The organism is Collinsella sp. WCA1-178-WT-3 (M1), assembly GCF_009696325.1.
GTDB lineage: Bacteria > Actinomycetota > Coriobacteriia > Coriobacteriales > Coriobacteriaceae > Collinsella.
On the sequence record NZ_VUME01000005.1, the window covers coordinates 96,237 to 114,813 of the forward strand.

Sequence of the window (18,577 nt, forward strand, 5' to 3'; positions counted from 1 at the left end):
GTGGCCGTTACCGCGCTGTACGTGCATGTGCCGTTTTGCGCTCAAAGGTGTCGGTACTGCGACTTTGACTCACGCAGTTTTGCTCCGTGCGACCTGAGCGCTGCGCTCGATGCCTATTTTGAGCAGCTGTATACGCGCCTTGATGCCTTTGGAGACACCGGGGCGCTTGCACAGGTCCGCACCGTCTATGTTGGCGGCGGCACACCGTCGCTGGCGGGAGAGCGTCTGGTGGAGCTTGCCCGGCGTATTTGCATGTGGTGCAAGCCCGTTGAGTTTACCTGCGAGGCTAATCCTGAGTCGCTGACCGCCGAGCTTGCCGCTGCGCTTGCCAAGGTTGGTGTCACACGTGTCTCTCTGGGTGTGCAAACGCTCGATAACACCGAACTCACTGCCATCGGCCGCATTCACGATGCCGATCGGGCGCTCGCTGCCATCACGACGGTTAAGGACGCTGGACTCGATGTGTCGTGCGACCTTATGTGCGGCCTTCCCGGGCAGACCGCAGCGAGTTGGAAGCGCACGCTCGATGGCGTGTTGGCAGCGGCGCCGCATCATGTGTCGGTGTACCCCCTCACGCTCGAGGAAGGCACGCCGCTCTACCGCATGGCGTTCTGCGACGAGTCGCTCGAGCCCGACGAGGATTTTCAAGCTGCGTGTATGGAAGCGGCGCGCGAGCGTCTGGGCGCGGCCGGCTATCACCCGTATGAGGTGGCAAGCTATGCACTCGACGGACATGAGTGCTCGCATAACATCGCCTATTGGACCGGACGGGGCTATCTGGGCCTGGGTCGCTCTGCCGCGGGCATGTTCGACGCCGATGATTTCGATCGCTTGGCCGGGCTTTATCCCGACGTGCCCGCTCGCGGCGATGCGTATCGCGTGCGTCTGGTGCAACGCGACGATGCCGCGACGACGTTTGATGCCGAGTATCTGTCGCAGCGCGAGGCGGCGGCGGAGGATTTGATGCTCGCCTGTCGCATGACGCGTGGCATTGGGCCCGACCTGTTGGTTCGCTCGGCAAGCGTGATTCCTGAAGACGAGCTGGCGGCGTCCTGCGACCGTGCGCTCGAGTTGGGCCTTGCCACCTGGGTACCCGATGATGTCGAGGGGCATGCGGGGCGCATCACCTCAAAAGATGTTGTAGCGGGTCGCGCCCGCGCCCGTTTAGCGCCCACCCACTTGGGCTGGCTCGATGGAAATATGCTGTTCGAGCTGTTTTGGGGTCTAGCTTAGGCCGCTCGGGTAGAATTACCGCAATATATACGCTGCTGTGAGCAGGAGGTTGCCGCGCATGGCGACGATGAACGAAAAAGATTACTACGAGATCTTGGGTGTCTCCAAGGACGCCACCTCGCGTGATATCCAGAAGGCCTTTCAGCAAAAGGCCCGCAAGCTCCATCCGGACGTCAACAAAGAGCCGGATGCCGAGGAAAAGTTTAAAGAGGTTTCCGAGGCCTATGCCGTGCTTTCGGACGAGCAGAAGCGTGCGCGCTATGATGCCATGCGCTCGGGCAATCCCTTCGCCGGCGCTCCTACTGCTTCGCCCTATGGCGGCGGCTACGCCGGCAGCGCAGGCTATGGCAATCCCTTTGAGGGCGGCTTTCCCTTTGGTGGCGCCTGGGGCCAGCAGCGTCGCAGCCAGGCTGCCTATAATCCCGAGAACGGCGCCAACGTGGTCGTCGATATTAAGCTCGACGCCAAGGAGGCCAAGGGCGGTGCCCGCAAGACCGTCCGCTATACGCGCTTCGATACCTGTGGTCATTGCGGAGGCTCGGGCTCTGTCTCGTCCGAGCATGCACATACCTGTCCGAGCTGCGGCGGTCGCGGCCACATCGACGTCGACCTGTCCTTCCTGTTTGGTGCCGGCACGTTCCAGTCGGTCTGCCCCGAGTGCGGCGGTTCCGGTAAGGTCGTCGCCGACCCCTGCCCCGATTGCGGTGGCAGCGGGCGGACCCGTGTGACCTCCGAGCAGACGATTGAGTTTCCTGCCGGCACGCATGATGGCGACGAGGTCCATATTGACGGCATGGGTCACGCCGGCACCAACGGTGCCTCGGGCGGCGATTTGGTCGGGCGCGCCCATGTCGAGGCCGAACGCCTGGAGGGCAAGGCTCGTACCGGTTTTTACCTGATGGGCATCGTGGCGCCTTTTTTGGTGCTGTCGGCCATCTCGGGCGTGTTCTCGGCCTTTGCCATGATGTGCTTTGTTCCGTTTGCCATGGGCTTGTTCATGGTGCTCTCGGACGGCGTGCTTCACCGCAGCCTGCTGTGGTGGAAGCGCGGCGCGATGCAGTTTGCCAACGGTTTTGCCAACGGATTTATGTTTGCTCTCGTGTCGGTTTGGTTTGCGAGCTGCTCGCAACGTGCCATGCTTTCGCCCTACGCAATGCAATAACATCAAACCCTTTGTTTGCGGTCGGCCCAGCTTGGGTATAGGACGCACTGTGACAATAATGAAAGTCGGAAGGATTCGGTCGTGTCGGAAAATAGGGATTACTACGAGGTACTTGGCGTCGACAAGGATGCCGACGCGCGGACGATTAAGCGCGCGTTTCTAAAGAAGGCCCGTATCGTACACCCGGACGTTTCGGACGACCCCGATGCCGAGGCCAAGTTCAAAGAGCTCAACGAGGCATATTCCGTTCTTTCCGACGAGCAGAAGCGTGCAAACTACGATCGTTACGGTTCGCCCGACGGCCCCGGTGGCTCCGGCTATGTCGACATTAACGATATCTTTGGCGGCATGGGCATGGATGACCTCTTTTCGTCGTTCTTTGGCGGCGGTGCCGGCGGTGGCGCCCGAAATCGCCGCGAGCGTCGTCGCGGCCGCGATATGGCCATCTCCCTTTCGGTGACCCTTGAGGAGGCGGCGCTCGGTTGCAAAAAGACGATCAGCTATGACCGCCTTGCCCCCTGTGATGATTGCAATGGCACCGGTAGGGCGGAGGGTGCGGCCGAAAAGCAGTGCAGCCGTTGCCACGGCACGGGCTATGTCACGACGGTCCAGCGCTCGTTCCTGGGTCAGGTTCAGTCCTCTTCGCCCTGCCCCGACTGCCATGGCGAAGGCACGGTCATCGACCATCCCTGCGAGACCTGCGACGGTCAGGGCCGCACGCCTTCGCACGAAAAGATCGACATCGATATCCCTGCCGGCGTCTCGACCGGTCGCCAGCTGCGCGTGAGCGGCTTTGGCGAGGCAGGCCTTCGTGGTGAGCCCTCGGGCGACCTGATCGTCAACGTGCGCGTCGCCGATCACGAGCGTTTTAAACGCAACGGCGACGACCTGTACCTCGTGAGCGATATCTCGATTGCGCAGGCTGCGCTCGGCTGCGAGATTAAGGTTGAGGGCATTTTGCCCGACGAGGTCGTCAAGGTGTGCGTCCCCGCCGGTACGCAGTACGGCGACACCGTGAGTGTCAACAACTACGGTATGCCCCGTATCGGCGGTGGCGGCTCGCGTGGACGCTTGATCGTTCAGCTGCGCGTGCTCGTCCCCACGAACCTTTCCGCCAAGCAGCGCGAGCTGCTCGAGACTTTCGCCGCCGAGTCGGGCGACGATGTCGCTTCCGGCAAGAAATCGGTGACCGATCGCATTAAGAGCGCTCTCGACGACATCCTCGATTAAGGAGCCCGCGTGCTCGCACCTCATATCTCTGTTGTCAACCTCGGCTGCCGTGTCAACCGGGTTGAGTCCGACCGTATCACTGCCGATCTTATGCGCCTGGGTTTTGCAATGGTGGAGCCTCAGGATGCGGAGCTGATCGTCATTAACACCTGTGCCGTTACGGGCGAGGCCGAGGCCAAGACCCGTAAGGCCGTCCGCCATGCGCTGGCTCATCCAAAAGAGCCCTATGTGGTCGTGACCGGGTGCGTTGTCAATTTGCACCCCGAGGAGCTTCTGGAGCTTTCGGACCGCGTGATCGCGGAGCCGTCTAAGATCGATGTCGCCGAACGCGTCTGCGAGGTGCTGGGCGTTGAGTCCGATAGCGTGGCCGCCTGTAGCGACGGCGATGTGGTCGACGCGCTCGGTCGCTCGCGTCTGGGTGTGAAGATCCAGGACGGCTGCAACCATCGTTGCACCTATTGCATTGTGTGGAAGGCCCGCGGCCCCGAGCGCTCCGTGCCGGTCGAGTCTGTGCTCGAACAAGTTCGTGAGGCTCAGGAGGCCGGCGTGCCCGAGGTGGTGCTGACGGGCGTGAACCTGGGCGCCTACGATGGCAAGAGTGCGACTGACGAACACGTCGAGATCGATGAGCTGCTCGAGGCAATCATGGAGCGTACGTCTATTCCTCATGTGCGCATTTCCTCGGTCGAGCCCATGGATATCTCCGAGCCCCTGCTTAAGGTCATGGCGCGCTATCCGCAGCGCATCGCCCCGTTTTTGCACCTGCCCGTGCAGTCTGGCTGTACGGCGACCCTGCATCGCATGGGCCGTCCCTATAGCGCCGAGGCATTTGAGGAGACGGTGCGTATGATCCGCGCCAACTTGCCTCAGGCGTCCCTTTCGTGCGACGTCATCGTCGGTTTTCCCGGCGAGACGGACGCGGAATTTGAGGAGTCGCTGGCGCTGTGCCGTCGCGTGGGCTTTTCGCGCATGCATGTCTTCCGCTATAGCAAGCGTCCCGGTACCCTTGCTGCCGACATGCCCGACCAGGTGCCGCCCGAGGTTATGGCTGAGCGCAGCCGTCGTATGCGAGCCGCGGCGCAGGAACTCGCCATTGCCGACGCCCGCCGTCGCGTGGGCACCGTCGAGCGTGCCGTGCTCGAGTATGGCGACAACCTGACGCTCGGTTCGTTCCATCATGCCCGTCTTGACGATACCTGCGGACTCACAGCCCCGTGCCTGCTCGATGTTGCTATCATCGGAGTCGATGATTCCGGCTTGGTCCATGCACGCAGGGAGGTTCATGGAAGCCTCGAAGATTAGACTTACCGTTCCCGATGGAATTGATCCCTCGCGCGTTTTGGGTGCCGGCGACGGCGTCCTTCGTGCGCTCGAGAGCTTGGTTCGCGCCCACGTGGTCGCCCGTGGCGACCGTATCGCCGTGTGCGGTGACCCGGACGAGGTCGAGCTCGTGGCGCGCTTTTTCGAGCATGCTTTTCGCGAGGCTGCCGCCGGACGGACGCTGTCTGTCGACGATGTCTCTCGCTGCCTGGCCGTCTTGCGCGACGGTGAGTACGGGGCTACGTCGCTTCGCGATGATGTGCTGCTTTCGTATCGCGGTCGTGCCATTCGCCCCAAGACGCTCGGTCAAAAGCGCTATGTGGATGCCATCCGCTCGCATACCATCACGTTTGGCTTGGGTCCTGCCGGTACCGGTAAGACCTATCTGGCCATGGCACTCGCCGTTGCCGCGCTCAAGCGTCACGAGGTGGGCCGTCTGATCTTGACGCGTCCGGTTGTCGAGGCGGGGGAGAACTTGGGCTTTTTGCCCGGTACCCTCGAGGAAAAGATCAATCCTTACATGCGTCCGCTCTACGACGCCCTTTTTGACATGATGGATCGCGAGCGCACCGATGAGCTTATGGAGCGTGGCGTGATCGAGATCGCCCCGCTTGCCTACATGCGCGGTCGTACGCTGAGCGATGCCTTCGTGGTGCTCGACGAGGCTCAAAATACCACGCCCGAGCAGATGAAGATGTTCCTGACGCGCTTGGGCTTTAACTCCAAGTTTGTGATTACCGGTGACCTGAGCCAGCGTGACTTGGTAGGTCGTCGCGGCGGTCTTGCCGACGTTGAGCAGAATTTGGGTCGTGTCGACGATGTCGCGTTTTCGCACCTCGAGCGTGCCGACGTGGTGCGTCACGCCTTGGTGGGGCGAATCGTCGAGGCATATGATGCTTATGATGACGTGCGCGAGAAACGCGTGCGCGACCGAAAGGAGTCCCGTTGAGTGTATTGATCAGCAACGATGCCGAGCTCGATACGCTGCTTGTCGCGCAGGAGGTAGAGCACATCTGCGAGGTCGTGCTTGCTGCCGAGGGCGTTGAGCGAAAAGTCGAGATTTCCCTTTCGTATGTCGATGAGGATGAGATGCACGAGCTCAACCACGAGTGGCGCGGTATCGACCGTACCACCGATGTCCTCTCGTTTGAATGCGACTCGGCCTTTGACGAGGATATCCCAGCCGACGAGACGCTCGAGCTCGGCGATATCATCTTGGCCCCGCAGGTCATTGCCCGTCAGGCCCCCGGCTTTGGCAATAGCCCTGCCGATGAGTGCCGCCTGATGCTCGTGCATGGCATGTTGCATTTACTGGGCTACGATCATATCGAGGACGACGAGGCCGAGGTCATGGAGGCCCGCGAGGACGCCATCCTGCGCGATCTGGCGCTCGAGCGCGGCGAGGACCCCAAGCTGGTTCACGTCGGCCCCATCACCAACCATGCCCACGACTAGGAGCCGTCTATGATTCCCGGATCGAACAAGGACCATCCGTCCTTTTTAAAGTCGTTCTCCTACGCCATGGAGGGCTTCGTTACCGCCGTCAAGACCGAGCGTAACATTAAGGTCATGCTCGTGGCGGGTGTGTGCACTGTCATTGCCGGCTGCATCGTGGGGCTCGACATTGCCGAGTGGGCTACGATAATCATTTGCTGCGGCCTGGTGATTCACGGCGAGCTGTGCAACACCGCCATGGAGGCGATTGTCGATTTGGCGACCCAGGATCTCCATCCGCTGGCAAAGCGTGCAAAGGATATCGCCGCCGCCTCCGTATACGTTCTTTCCATCACCGCCGCGATTGTGGGCTTGTTGGTATTTGCCCACGCGCTCGGCTTTATTTAGAAAGGGATCTTCATGTCCGACAATATGCAGCCTATCGATGAAACGCTGGACGACGAGCCCCTGGATGCTGTGGATGCCGAAGCGACTGAGGCTTGCGAGGTCGAGGAGTTCGACCCGTTTGAGGGCATGAGTGACGAGGAGCTCGACGCCCTGTGCGACGAGGACGACAGCCTCGCGGGCTTTGGCGACGTTGAGCCCGGTTTCCGCAGCGGTTTCGTGGCCCTGGTCGGCCGCCCCAACGCCGGTAAGTCCACGCTGCTCAACGCCTGCTATGGCAAAAAGGTCGCCATCACCTCGCCGGTGGCCCAGACGACCCGCCGTCGCATGCGCGCCGTCGTCAATCGCCCCGGTTACCAGCTGGTTTTTGTCGATACCCCGGGTATTCACAAACCCAAGGACGGTCTGGGGTCCGAGCTCAACAAGAGCGCGCTGTTCGAGCTGAACGATGTCGATGTCGTCGCGTTTTTGATTGATGCCACCAAACCGATCGGCAGGGGAGACGCCTGGGTTGCCGAGCGCGTCAGATGCGCCCGTTCCAAGAAGGTCCTGGTGCTCACCAAGGCCGATGAGGCCGATCCCGCACAGGTCATGGAGCAGCTTAAGGCCGCCCACGAGCTTATGGAATATGACGATGAGATCGTGACGTCGTCGGTCAAGAACTTTAACGTCGATGCCTTCATCGAGACCGTTGCGCACTTTTTGCCCGAGGGCCCGCGTTGGTTCCCCGAGGACATGGGTACCGACGCTTCCGACGAGACGCTCGTTGCCGAGTTTGTGCGCGAGAAGGTCTTGCGCCGCACCCGTGATGAGATTCCGCACTCCGTTGGCGTAATCTGCGATGCGCTCGAGCAGACCAAGAAGGTGCTGCGCGTGCATGCCACCATTTACGTCGAGCGCGAGGGCCAAAAGGGCATCATCATCGGTAAGGGCGGCGAGATGATCAAGCATATCGGCATCGACGCCCGTCGCGATCTTGAGCGCATCTTTGGCACGCAGGTCTTTTTGGAGCTGGACGTGAAGGTAAAGGCCGGCTGGCGTGACGACGAGGCCCAGATTCGCCGTTTTGGCTACAACGCCGAGGACTAAGGGCGCGCGGCGCTCATGGCAGGCTCACGGACATATCGCACAAAGGTACTCGTCCTCGATAAGACCAAGCTCAAGGAGACCGATCTGATCTTGACGATGCTCGATGAGCGGGGTCGGCAGGTCCGTGCCGTGGCAAAGGGCGCGCGCAAACCCGGCGGGCGCCTGGCGGCGCGCTGCGAGCTGTTCTGTACCGTCGATATGCTGCTCGCGCACGGACGGTCGCTCGACGTGGTTTCCCAGGCCGAGCTTATGGAGGCGCCGCTCGGCGCCGCGCCCGATTACGAGACGACCTGCGCCGCAAGCGCGATCGCCGAGGTCGCGCGCGTGTGCTCGTTCGAGGACGCCGAGGACCCGTTTACCTTTGCCATTACGCAGCGAGCACTTGCCCTGGTGGGAAGCAGGCTCGACACGGCACATATGGACCTGCTTGTGGCGGCATATGTCTTTAAGCTGCTGTCGCACGTTGGCTATCGACCCGATTTTTCGGCCTGCGTACTGTGCGGAGACCCCATGCTGTCGTATTTTTCGCCCCAGGCGGGCGGGCTCATGTGCGGGTCGTGCGCGTCGAGCGTTCCGGGTGCCGAGCTGGTGTCGACCGGCGAGGTCGCATGGCTGCGTGCCCTCATGTCCATGACCTTCGATGCGCTCATGGCCGAGAGGGTCGATCCCCATACTGCCGCCTTTTTGCTGGGGCTTTCGCATGTTTGGGCTGCGACGCACACCGATCAGCGTCTTCGCGCGATGGAATTCATGTTGGGTCGGTGATGATGGGCATACGCGGTCCGCTTGTGGTAACATACCGACCTGTTGGTACCTCGACCTTGGATGCTCGCTCCACCGGCGGCTTCCCAGTCCGAGGCGAATAGAGTCGCCCGCGGGCGACGCGAAACGAAAGGTGAAACAATGACTGTTTCCAAAGAGCGCAAGGCGGAGCTGACTGCCCAGTTCGGTAACACCCCGGTCGACACCGGCAACCCCAAGGTTCAGGTCGCCATCCTGACCGAGCGCATCAAGGAGCTGACCGAGCACATGAAGTCCCACCAGAAGGACTTCCACACCCGTCGTGGTCTGCTCATGCTCGTCGGTCGCCGTCGTCGTCTTCTCTCCTACATCAAGAAGAACGACGTCGTCGAGTATCGTGAGCTCATCAAGGCTCTGGGCATCCGCGACAACATCCAGTAAGGATTTGTACATGCTAAGAGCGTCCTGCGCAGCGGGGCGCTCTTTTTGTGTAAGGGCGTGAACAATCACGCTCTGAAGCGTGGCGGGGGCAGGGGGCCCGCGTCACATGAGAAGCCCGCAGGCAAGGGGTCTGCGGGGTAAAGGAGAACAATGACACTCGTATCCAAGACCTTTGAGCTGTACGGCAAGACCTACACCTTTGAGTCGGGCGAGCTTGCCAAGCAGGCCACCGGCGCCTGTCTGGTCAAGCAGGGCGACACCACGATGCTCGACACCGTGGTCGTCTCCAAGGAGCGCAAGAACTACGACTTCTTTCCGCTGACCGTCGACTTCAACGAGAAGATGTACGCTGCCGGCCGTATTCCGGGTGGCTACCTCAAGCGCGAGGGCCGTCCCAGCGAGAAGGCCACGCTCACGGCCCGCATGATCGACCGTCCTATTCGCCCGAGCTTCCCGGACGGCTTCCGCAACGAGGTGCACATCGTCGCCACCTCGCTCGTCGCCGACCAGGTCAACCCCTTCGACGTCATCAACGTCATGGGTGCCTCCCTGGCCATGACACTCGGTGGCGTGCCCTTCGAGGGCCCGCTTGCGTGCGTGCGCATCGGCCGCAACGTGGAGACCGGCGAGTTTATCGTCAACCCCACCTATGAGGAGCGCGAGAACTCCGATCTGGACCTGGAGCTGGGCGGCTCTGCCGACTTCATCTCGATGGTCGAGGCCGGCGCCGATGAGATCTCCGAGGACGATATGCTCGCCGCCATGAAGTTTGGCCAGGAGGCCCTCGCTGCCTTCTGCCGGGCTCAGGACGAGTTCGTTGCCGAGTGGGAGCAGGTCAACGGCGCTATCGTCAAGAAGGAGTACCCGCTCGACCAGCCCGTCGAGGAGGTCCAGGAGCGCATCTTCGCCCACTACGACGAGATGGCAGCCGCCCTTCGCGACGCCGACAAGCTCTCCCGTATCGGCAAGGTCGAGGCTCTGAAGGAGTCCATCCGTGCCGAGTTCACCGAGGAGGAGCAGGCCGCTTGGGAGCGCGAGATCCCCGTGGCACTCAAGAAGCTCGAGAAGAAGGCCATGCGCACCATGGTCGTCGAGACCGGTGAGCGCGTCGACGGCCGTGCCGCCGATGAGATCCGCCCCATTATGGTGAAGGACAACTACCTGCCGCTCGTTCATGGCTCCGGCCTGTTCCAGCGCGGCCAGACCCAGGTGCTCTCCGTCCTGTCGCTCGGCATGCTCAACGAGGGCCAGCGTCTGGATACCATCGAGCCCACCGAGGGCAAGCGCTACATGCACCACTACAACTTCCCGCCGTTCTGCACCGGCGAGACCGGCCGCATGGGTAGCCCCAAGCGCCGCGAGATCGGCCACGGCAACCTGGCCGAGCGCGCCCTGCTTCCGGTGCTCCCCGACGAGAACGAGTTCCCCTACGCCATCCGCGTGGTCTCCGAGGTCATGGAGTCCAACGGCTCCTCTTCGATGGCTTCGACCTGCGGCTCCACGCTCGCCCTTATGGACGGCGGCGTGCCCATTAAGCGCCCGGTCTCCGGTATTGCCATGGGCCTGATCCAGGAGGAGGGCAAGACCGTGGTCCTGTCTGACATCCAGGGTCTTGAGGACTTCCTGGGCGATATGGACTTTAAGGTCACCGGCACCACCGAGGGCATTACCGCTCTGCAGATGGACAACAAGGCCACCGGCCTTACCTTTGACATCCTGGCCCGCGCCCTGCAGCAGGCCAAGGAGGGTCGCGCCTTCATCCTGCAGAAGATGCTCGATGTGATCCCCGAGCCGCGCCACACCACGCGCAGCACCGCTCCGCGCATCGTCTCCATCCAGGTTCCGACCGACAAGATCCGCGACGTCATCGGTTCCGGCGGTAAGGTCATCCGCGGCATCCAAGACGAGACCGGTGCTTTGGTCGACATTCAGGAGGACGGCACTGTCTTTGTCGGCGGCACCGGCGAGTCCGTCGACCAGGCCGTCGAGCGCATCAAGCTCATCATCAAGGTTCCCGAGCCGGGCGAGGAGTACACCGGTCGCGTGGTCTCCATCCAGCCCTTCGGCGCCTTTGTCAACCTGCTGCCCGGTAAGGACGGCCTGCTGCACATCTCCCGCGTCGCCAAGGGCCGCGTGGAGAAGGTCGAGGACGTCCTCAACGTGGGCGACGAGGTTAAGGTCGTCGTCATCGAGGTCGATGATCGCGGCAAGATCTCGCTCGATCGTCTGGATAAGCCCGAGGCCCCGGCTCGTGCCGAGGGTGCCCCCGAGGGCGACGGCGAGCACTTCCAGCGCCGTGAGCGTCCGCGTCGCGAGCGCTCCGAGCGCAGCGACCGTCCGCGCCGTCCCGGCGACAACGGAGGCCGCAAGCCCCGCCGTCACCACGACGCCGAGTAACAGCCGTACATAAGCAGCTCAACAAGGGCGACTCCGGACAGGGGTCGCCCTTTTGCTATTCCCGGCGGGGTCCGCGGGTAAAGTTTCCTGCTCTACAGTCCTGCTCGCACGGAGAGCACATTAAGTGCTCTCCGGCTCGTGCGGAACTCGCGATAAACTTTACCCGCGGCCCCCGCCGGGAATAGCAAAAGGGCTGGTTGGTGCCGCTCGCTATTCAGTTAGACAGTCTATTCAGTAGTCAGATTTCAGGTCTGTAGATAGACGCAGCAGCATTTCCCATGATAAAACCTACCAAAATAAACCTGTCCCTTATTGGCAGGTTTCCCGTGGGGCGGGCACTGATGAAGTTTATCGCGAGTTCCGCACGAACAGGAGGCCACTTAATGTGGCCTCCGTCGTGAGCAGGACTGTAGAGCAGGAAACTTCATCAGTGCCCGCCCCACGGGAAACCGGCGGGATAGACCGGTTTGGATGGGGCTTTGATGCATGGGTGGTCTGTTGGTGGGCAAATGGGTATCATGATGCGGTTACTGCATCGACTCCGTGATGCATGTTTGTACGTTCCCGGCGGTCGGTTTGCCAGAAGCGCCCCGTCGGTTGTTTCAGACCCGTTTCGAAGAAAGGAAACCGCACGAACCTATGGCAGCTAAAAAATCATCTCCCTTGAAGATCATTCCGCTCGGAGGCCTTGACGGCATCGGTAAGAATATGACGGTCTTCGAGTGCGGCGACGACATGGTGCTCGTCGACGCCGGCCTTATGTTCCCCGACGACTCCCAGCCCGGTATCGATTTGGTGCTTCCCGACTACACCTATGTTCTGGAGAACGAGGAGAAGCTCCGCGGCATCATCGTCACCCACGGCCACGAGGACCATACCGGTTCGCTTCCGTACCTGCTGCAGGACCTCAACAACAAGGTGCCCATCTTCTCGAGCAAGCTGACGCTTGGTTTCATCGAGGGCAAGCTTTCCGAGTTCCGCATCCGCGCGCCCAAGTTCCGCGAGGTCAAGGGCGGCAGCCATGTCAATCTTGGTGGCATTTCGCTCGACTTCTTCTCTATGACGCACTCAATTCCGGGCGCTTTGGGCGTATTCATTCGCACCAACCAGGGCACCGTTATGCACACGGGCGACTTTAAGCTCGACCAGACGCCCATCGATGGCGTCACGCCCGATTATGCCGCCATCAGTCGCTTTGCCAAGCAGGGCATCGACCTGTTGCTTTCCGACTCCACCAACGCCACGGTTCCGGGCTTTACCAAATCCGAGGCCGAGGTCGGTCCCAACCTGCTGCACGCCATCAAGAATGCCCCGGGCCGCGTGTTCGTCGCGTCGTTCTCGAGCCATATCCATCGCCTGCAGCAGATCTGCGACGCCGCCCGCAAGTGCGGCCGCAAGGTCGTCGTGACCGGACGTTCCATGCTCACCAACACCCGCGTGGCGCGCGAGCTGGGCTACCTCAACATCGACGATGCCGATATCATCGATGCCTTCGATATCGATAACCTGCCTGACGACAAGATTGTCGTCATGTGCACCGGCTCTCAGGGCGAGCCGCTGTCGGCGCTGTCCCGCATGGCCAACGGCGAGCACAAGACGCTCTCCATCCACGAGGGCGATACCGTCATCCTCTCGGCGACCCCTGTTCCCGGCAACGAGAAGGCCGTCCAGCAGGTCGTCAACAGCCTGGCCAAGCTTGGCTGCGACGTGTGGGACAAGAATCGCGCCCTCGTCCATGTCTCGGGTCACGGCAGCCAGGAGGAGCTCAAGCTTCTGATGGCCATGGCCAAGCCCACCTACTTTATGCCGGTTCACGGTGAGGCCGTGCACCTGCGTGCCCATGCCCAGCTTGCCCGTAAGATGGGCATTAAGGATGATCACATCTTTATCCTCGATAACGGCGACACGCTCGAGATGCGCGGTGGTATTGTCAAGCGCGGCACGCCCGTCGAATCCGGCGTCGTCTACGTCGACGGCCTGCGCATCGGTGATACCGACCCCATCGTCCTGCGCGATCGTCAGAAGCTCGCCAATGACGGTATGGTCACGGCTGTCGCTATCGTTTCGCTCAAGCATAAGAAGATCGAGGCTATTGAGTTCTCGGGCCGTGGCGTCTCCTTTGCCATCGACGATCAGTTCTCCGAGGATGCCTCCGCATCCATCATGAAGACGATCGAGAAGGGCAAGTTTAGCTTTACGAGCAGCGGCTCCGATGCCATTCGCAAGGCCGTGCGCGATTCGCTCTCCAACTTCATTTGGAGCCGTACGCGCACCCGTCCGATGATCATCCCGGTCGTCATGGAGGTTTAGTTTGGCGCGCGGATCTGCACAAAACGCCAAAGGCAGTAAAGCCAACAACCAACCGGCATCTGCTAAGGGTGCCGGTTCCCATCTTCGTGCCAATAAGGGCCACGAGGCCGAGTTCGACGATGTTGAGCCCCTGGTCGAGCCTTCGGCCAACCGCGATATCGCCGGCGTGGTCATTGCCGTTTTGGCGATTGCGTCTTTCATTGCCGTGATTTCTCCGGCAACGGCACCCGTGACGGCAGTGGTTGCCGGTTTCTACCATCTTGGCTTTGGCCTGGGCGCCTACGTGCTGCCGATCGTCATTTTGCTGTTTGCCGCCACGCTCTTTTTGGGTGAGGACTCGCCGCTCAACATTCGCTCGGTCGCGGGTGGCGCCGTCGTCTTTATCGCCGTCGTCTCCATTCTTTCGTTGATGGTGCCGGGCACGAGCGATTCGTGCGACCTTATGTTTGTGCCGCAAAACCTGTCCGCCTCGGGTGGCTACATCGGTGCGTTTATTGCGAGTGCGCTGCAGAATGCCCTGGGTAAACCTATCGCGATGGTGGTCCTGGTGGGTTTGGCCGTCGTTGGCTTTGTCATCATCGGCTTTTCGGTGGGTGGCGTTTTGCGTTCTGCGCGCGATCGCGCTGCCGATTTTGCCGAGCGTCGTCGTGCCGATGTCAATGCGAGCCCGTGGGGCGACGAAGAGGCCCTGTCGGTTCCCGGCGTCGCCCGTCCGCACCTGAGCATTCTTCGTCAGAAGGGCTCCGATATGGCCGTGACCACGGTGATGGGCAATGATGCGGACCCTGTTCTTGACGATGACGACGAGGACGATAATCCGTTTGTCGACGTGTCCGAGGCTGTGGAGGCCGAGCGCGCCAAGACTACGCTGCTGCCGCGTCGCCATGCCAAGCATGGCAAGTCCGCGCCCAAGCTCAACACGAGTGAGCCCGACCCGTCTTGGTCCGATAGCGAAATCGAACTCACCGAGGGCGATGACGAGGATGACGAGTGTCCGCTCGAGACCGCCAAGACAACTTTGCTGCCGCGTCGCCAAGACAGGCGCGGACAGGTCACCGGACAGCTTTCGATGGAAGACGACCCGGACAAGGTCGACGAGTCCGAGCCGCCGTTTGCCGTGAACCCCGTGTCTGCTGCCCCGCAGATCCCCGATTTCCTGAAGCACCCCAAGGTTGCCGATGCCTCCACCCCTACGGCTTCCGCTGCTCCTGTTGCAGCCGGCGATGGGGGAGCTGACGGCACTGCTGCCGATGTCGAGGGCGAGCAAGAGGATGGCCTCAAACTCCCGCCGCTCGAAATCCTGCACGCCAATCCGCAGTCGGCGTCCGCCGCGTCTTCTGACAAGGAGTTGGAGCAGACTGCCGAGTCGCTGCAGTCCACGTTGTTGGAGTTTGGCCGTAGCGCTCGCGTCGTCGGCTGGATTGCCGGTCCCACGGTGACGACCTTTAAGCTGCAGCCCGGCGAGGGCGAGCGCGTGAGCAAGATTTCGAGCCTCGAGGACGATATCGCGCTTTCGCTTGCCGCCCAGTCGGTGCGTATTTTTGCGCCGATTCCCGGCACCTCGCTTGTGGGTATCGAGATTCCCAATCGCAAGCGCCAGAACGTTAACCTGGGCGACGTGCTTCCCTATGTGAAGGGCGGTCCGCTCGAGCTGGCCATCGGTCGCGATGCCGAGGGTACGCCCGTCGTCGCCGACCTTGCCAAGATGCCCCACCTGCTTATTGCCGGTACCACCGGTTCCGGTAAGTCGGTCATGATCAACTCCATCATCACGACCCTGCTCATGCGCGCGCTTCCCGAGGACGTTCGCTTGATCATGGTCGACCCCAAGCGCGTTGAGCTTGCCGGCTATAACGGCCTGCCCCATCTCTATGTGCCCGTGGTGACCGAACCCAAGCAGGCTGCGAGTGCCTTGCAATGGGCTGTTTCCGAGATGGAGCGTCGCCTGAAGGTCTTCGAGCGCCTCAACGTTCGCAAGATCTCGACGTATAACGAAAAGCAGGCCGCCGGCGAGTTCGAACACTACGATAACCCGCCGCAAAAGATGCCCTATCTGGTCATTATCATCGACGAGCTATCGGACCTGATGATGGTTGCCGGCAAGGATGTCGAGGCCTCGATCGTTCGTATCGCCCAGCTGGGCCGTGCCGCCGGTATTCACCTTATCGTGGCTACGCAGCGCCCCAGCTCCAACGTGGTGACGGGCCTCATTAAGGCCAACATCACCAATCGTATCGCCTTTAATGTGGCCACGGGCATCGATTCCCGCGTCATTATCGACCAGATGGGCGCCGAAAAGCTCACCGGTTTGGGCGACATGCTGTTCTCCAAGGTCGACTGGGGCAAGCCCCGCCGTATCCAGGGCTGTTTTGTCTCGGATGATGAGATCAACGAGATCGTCGAGTTCGTTAAGTCGCAAAGCGAGCCCGACTATCACGAGGAGATTCTGTCTGCCGTGGCGCCTGCTTCCATGTCCATGGCTGGTGGCGGCATTGTTCGCACGGGCGTTGCCGAGCCGCAGGATGACGACCCGCTTATCTGGGAGGCCGCTCATATTGTGGTGGAATCGCAGCTGGGCTCCACATCTGGCCTGCAACGCCGCCTCAAGGTTGGCTATGCGCGCGCCGGGCGTATTATGGACATGCTGGAAGAAAAGGGCGTCGTCGGCCCGCCCGACGGTTCCAAGCCGCGCGAGGTCCTGCTGGATGACGAAGGGCTTGCCGCGCTGGAGTCTGTCGACGCCGAGATGGTACGTGAAGATCGTGAGTTTGGAGGATTCTGATGGCTGCACGCTTTGGTGACATGCTGCTCGAGCAGCGTCGCCGGATGGGCCTTTCCATCCAGCAGGTCGCCAACACCATCAAAATCAGGCCGCAGATCATCGAGTTTTTCGAGACTGGTAACTTTGCATCGATGCCCCCGCGTGGCTATGCGCAGGGCATGATTTCGAGCTACGCTCGCTTTTTGGGGCTTAACCCGCGCGAGGTCGTCAACGCTTATTTTGACGACCTCATGGCATATGAACGCGATACCTCGCAGCAGGGCGGTCGTTTTCAGGATGCTGCCGGCTACGTTAACTCGCGTTCTTCGGTCGATAACGGTCGTTTTTTGATGGTTCAGGGTGGTCGTACGACACGGTACGGCCAGCGCCCTCCGCAAGCGGGCTATATCACCGAGACGGGCTCCAGCGAGGAAATTCGTTCTCAGCGAGATCGTTTTCGCAGTACGCCCCTGCCAGATGACCGTGCGCTTCCCGCCGCTCGCGGGTTGAGTCGCGATCCTCGCGCCGGTTACGGCGACGGTGGATACTCCGGTCGTAGCTATCGCGGAGTACCCGCCGGGCGTTCCCGCGATGGCTATTCCGACGCCGATACCACGCAGGTGACGCCGCGCCTCCGTTCGCAATCCCAGCCCTATGGGCAGCGCTCTTCGGTGCCTCGCTCTGGCCAGCGCGGCTATCAGGGCCGTGGCGAGCTTGCGCCGCGTCCGGGCCGGCGGGGTTCGCAGCGCCAGAGTAGCTATCGTGGTCGTCCCGATAGCGGTCGCGGCCGCATACCGCAGGGTAATGGTCGTGGTAGCTCCAATCGCGGACGCGGCGTTGGGCGCGCCTCTCAATACAACACGATCGATCCGCGCATTATTTATGTCGGCATCGGTGCCGTGGTGCTACTGTTGATTTTGCTCATCGTGGTACTCCTGCGTGGTTGCGGCTCTGCTGCACCCGAGTCGACGCGCGAGACACCCGTGGCTACCAAGACGACGACTAAGAAATCTTCCAAGAAGACCGAATCCACTGACGAGGATGAAGACGCCGACGAGGCGACGGATGCGGCCGGTTCCGATGCTGCCAAGGCGACGGTCAAAACGGAAGAGGACGAGGTCACCAAGGTCAAGGTCTCTGTTGCCAAGGGCAAGACCGCCTGGATCGAGGTCAAGGTCGACGGTAAATCGGTCTATGGCGCTCAAGCGACCGGTCCTTTTGAGCAGGAGTACACGCCCGAGTCCTCGATTGAGATCACCACGTCCAAGCCCTCCGATGTCACGGTCACCAAGAATGGTGAAAAGGTTCGCTATGACACCAAGACATCGGGTGTGGCGCGCGTGACCATTACCGTTCCCAAGAAGGAGACCGCTGACTCCGCGAACGGCGATAATGCCGGCGGTACCGATAATGCCGACGGCACCGATGCCCAGTCTACCGTCGCCACCGACACGGCATCCGACGGCCAGACAGTGAACGATTCAGATGACTATTCGTACGACAGCTACTAAGGCTGCCCGTACCGAAAGGAAAAACCATGGCTAAAGATTCCAGCTTCGACGTTGTGTCCGAGGTTAACATGCAGGAGGTCGATAACGCCTTCCAGCAGACCGCCCGCGAGATTTCCCAGCGCTATGACCTTAAAGACTCCGGCGCCACCATCGAGCTTTCGAAGGGCGACAAGCTCTTTACGATTAACGCTCCGGCCGATTTTGTCTCCAAGCAGATCATCGATGTTTTGAGCTCCAAGCTCATCAAGCGCGGTATCGACCTCAAGGCTGTCTCTTGGGACACCCCGCAGGCGGCTTCGGGCGGTACCGTGCGCGTGCTCGGTCATATCGTCGAGGGCATCGACCAGGCGACCGCAAAGAAGATCAATAAAGACATCAAGGATCAAAAGCTTAAGGTCAAGGTGACCATCGAGGCCGATAAGCTGCGCGTTTCCTCGGCTTCTAAGGACGCTTTACAGACGGTGATTCAGTTTCTGCGCGACCAGGACTACGGCCAGCCGCTGCAGTTTACCAACTACCGCTAATTTACTCGAAAGGACCGCT

15 protein-coding genes are annotated in these 18,577 nt (G+C 61.2%); all 15 read left to right on the forward strand.

The features are described 5' to 3' along the window. The 15 genes from FYJ40_RS04695 to FYJ40_RS04765 all read left to right on the forward strand — a co-directional run bounded on the left by FYJ40_RS04695 (position 1) and on the right by FYJ40_RS04765 (position 18,558). Positions 1 to 1,233 carry a coproporphyrinogen-III oxidase family protein gene (locus tag FYJ40_RS04695; protein ID WP_370450598.1) on the forward strand — a complete coding sequence of 411 codons (1,233 nt, stop codon included), beginning with the start codon at positions 1 to 3 and terminating at the stop codon, positions 1,231 to 1,233. Positions 1,234 to 1,291: 58 nt separating this feature from the next. Next, positions 1,292 to 2,395 (forward strand): DnaJ domain-containing protein, encoded by a 1,104-nt coding sequence (locus tag FYJ40_RS04700; protein WP_195838552.1) that lies wholly within the window; start codon positions 1,292 to 1,294, stop codon positions 2,393 to 2,395. Positions 2,396 to 2,476: 81 nt separating this feature from the next. Continuing rightward, a complete protein-coding gene (gene dnaJ / locus FYJ40_RS04705; RefSeq protein ID WP_370450599.1) occupies positions 2,477 to 3,625 on the forward strand; it encodes a molecular chaperone DnaJ in 1,149 nt (382 codons plus the stop codon). Between the two features lie 9 nt (positions 3,626 to 3,634). After that, on the forward strand, positions 3,635 to 4,927 hold the full coding sequence (locus FYJ40_RS04710; RefSeq protein ID WP_370450600.1) for a MiaB/RimO family radical SAM methylthiotransferase: 1,293 nt from the start codon (positions 3,635 to 3,637) through the stop codon (positions 4,925 to 4,927). Beyond that, positions 4,908 to 5,894 (forward strand): PhoH family protein, encoded by a 987-nt coding sequence (locus FYJ40_RS04715; protein ID WP_154516301.1) that lies wholly within the window; start codon positions 4,908 to 4,910, stop codon positions 5,892 to 5,894. The genes FYJ40_RS04710 and FYJ40_RS04715 overlap by 20 nt, the downstream gene beginning before the upstream one ends. Next, positions 5,891 to 6,400, forward strand: a complete 510-nt coding sequence (gene ybeY, locus FYJ40_RS04720) for an rRNA maturation RNase YbeY (protein ID WP_154516304.1) — start codon at positions 5,891 to 5,893, stop codon at positions 6,398 to 6,400. Before FYJ40_RS04715 ends, ybeY begins: the two co-directional genes overlap by 4 nt. A gap of 9 nt (positions 6,401 to 6,409) precedes the next feature. Beyond that, on the forward strand, positions 6,410 to 6,787 hold the full coding sequence (locus FYJ40_RS04725; RefSeq protein ID WP_154516307.1) for a diacylglycerol kinase family protein: 378 nt from the start codon (positions 6,410 to 6,412) through the stop codon (positions 6,785 to 6,787). 12 nt (positions 6,788 to 6,799) lie between these two features. Beyond that, the gene (gene era / locus FYJ40_RS04730; RefSeq protein ID WP_195838553.1) at positions 6,800 to 7,873 is read left to right on the forward strand and encodes a GTPase Era; all 1,074 of its coding nucleotides are present in this window, start codon (positions 6,800 to 6,802) and stop codon (positions 7,871 to 7,873) included. Between the two features lie 15 nt (positions 7,874 to 7,888). After that, the gene (gene recO, locus FYJ40_RS04735) at positions 7,889 to 8,638 is read left to right on the forward strand and encodes a DNA repair protein RecO (protein ID WP_154516310.1); all 750 of its coding nucleotides are present in this window, start codon (positions 7,889 to 7,891) and stop codon (positions 8,636 to 8,638) included. A 138-nt stretch (positions 8,639 to 8,776) separates the two neighbouring features. After that, complete coding sequence (rpsO, locus tag FYJ40_RS04740; RefSeq protein WP_154516313.1) at positions 8,777 to 9,055, forward strand: 30S ribosomal protein S15; 279 nt, start codon at positions 8,777 to 8,779, stop codon at positions 9,053 to 9,055. Between the two features lie 150 nt (positions 9,056 to 9,205). Then, a complete protein-coding gene (locus FYJ40_RS04745; RefSeq protein WP_154516316.1) occupies positions 9,206 to 11,452 on the forward strand; it encodes a polyribonucleotide nucleotidyltransferase in 2,247 nt (748 codons plus the stop codon). 639 nt (positions 11,453 to 12,091) lie between these two features. Further along, a complete protein-coding gene (locus FYJ40_RS04750; protein ID WP_117654800.1) occupies positions 12,092 to 13,762 on the forward strand; it encodes a ribonuclease J in 1,671 nt (556 codons plus the stop codon). A gap of 1 nt (position 13,763) precedes the next feature. Beyond that, positions 13,764 to 16,544 carry a DNA translocase FtsK gene (locus tag FYJ40_RS04755; protein ID WP_229770667.1) on the forward strand — a complete coding sequence of 927 codons (2,781 nt, stop codon included), beginning with the start codon at positions 13,764 to 13,766 and terminating at the stop codon, positions 16,542 to 16,544. After that, complete coding sequence (locus FYJ40_RS04760; protein WP_154516319.1) at positions 16,544 to 18,034, forward strand: RodZ domain-containing protein; 1,491 nt, start codon at positions 16,544 to 16,546, stop codon at positions 18,032 to 18,034. Before FYJ40_RS04755 ends, FYJ40_RS04760 begins: the two co-directional genes overlap by 1 nt. A 26-nt stretch (positions 18,035 to 18,060) precedes the next feature. After that, positions 18,061 to 18,558, forward strand: a complete 498-nt coding sequence (locus tag FYJ40_RS04765) for a YajQ family cyclic di-GMP-binding protein (RefSeq protein WP_154516322.1) — start codon at positions 18,061 to 18,063, stop codon at positions 18,556 to 18,558. Positions 18,559 to 18,577: the final 19 nt, after the last annotated feature.

Bases quoted from the DNA above. Each gene is read 5' to 3' on its own strand.
- FYJ40_RS04700 (WP_195838552.1), top strand. From the start codon at position 1,292: ATGGCGACGATGAACGAAAAAGATTACTACGAGATCTTGGGTGTCTCC.
- FYJ40_RS04715 (WP_154516301.1), top strand. From the start codon at position 4,908: ATGGAAGCCTCGAAGATTAGACTTACCGTTCCCGATGGAATTGATCCC.
- FYJ40_RS04725 (WP_154516307.1), top strand. From the start codon at position 6,410: ATGATTCCCGGATCGAACAAGGACCATCCGTCCTTTTTAAAGTCGTTC.
- era (WP_195838553.1), top strand. From the start codon at position 6,800: ATGTCCGACAATATGCAGCCTATCGATGAAACGCTGGACGACGAGCCC.
- recO (WP_154516310.1), top strand. From the start codon at position 7,889: ATGGCAGGCTCACGGACATATCGCACAAAGGTACTCGTCCTCGATAAG.
- rpsO (WP_154516313.1), top strand. From the start codon at position 8,777: ATGACTGTTTCCAAAGAGCGCAAGGCGGAGCTGACTGCCCAGTTCGGT.
- FYJ40_RS04745 (WP_154516316.1), top strand. From the start codon at position 9,206: ATGACACTCGTATCCAAGACCTTTGAGCTGTACGGCAAGACCTACACC.
- FYJ40_RS04750 (WP_117654800.1), top strand. From the start codon at position 12,092: ATGGCAGCTAAAAAATCATCTCCCTTGAAGATCATTCCGCTCGGAGGC.
- FYJ40_RS04760 (WP_154516319.1), top strand. From the start codon at position 16,544: ATGGCTGCACGCTTTGGTGACATGCTGCTCGAGCAGCGTCGCCGGATG.
- FYJ40_RS04765 (WP_154516322.1), top strand. From the start codon at position 18,061: ATGGCTAAAGATTCCAGCTTCGACGTTGTGTCCGAGGTTAACATGCAG.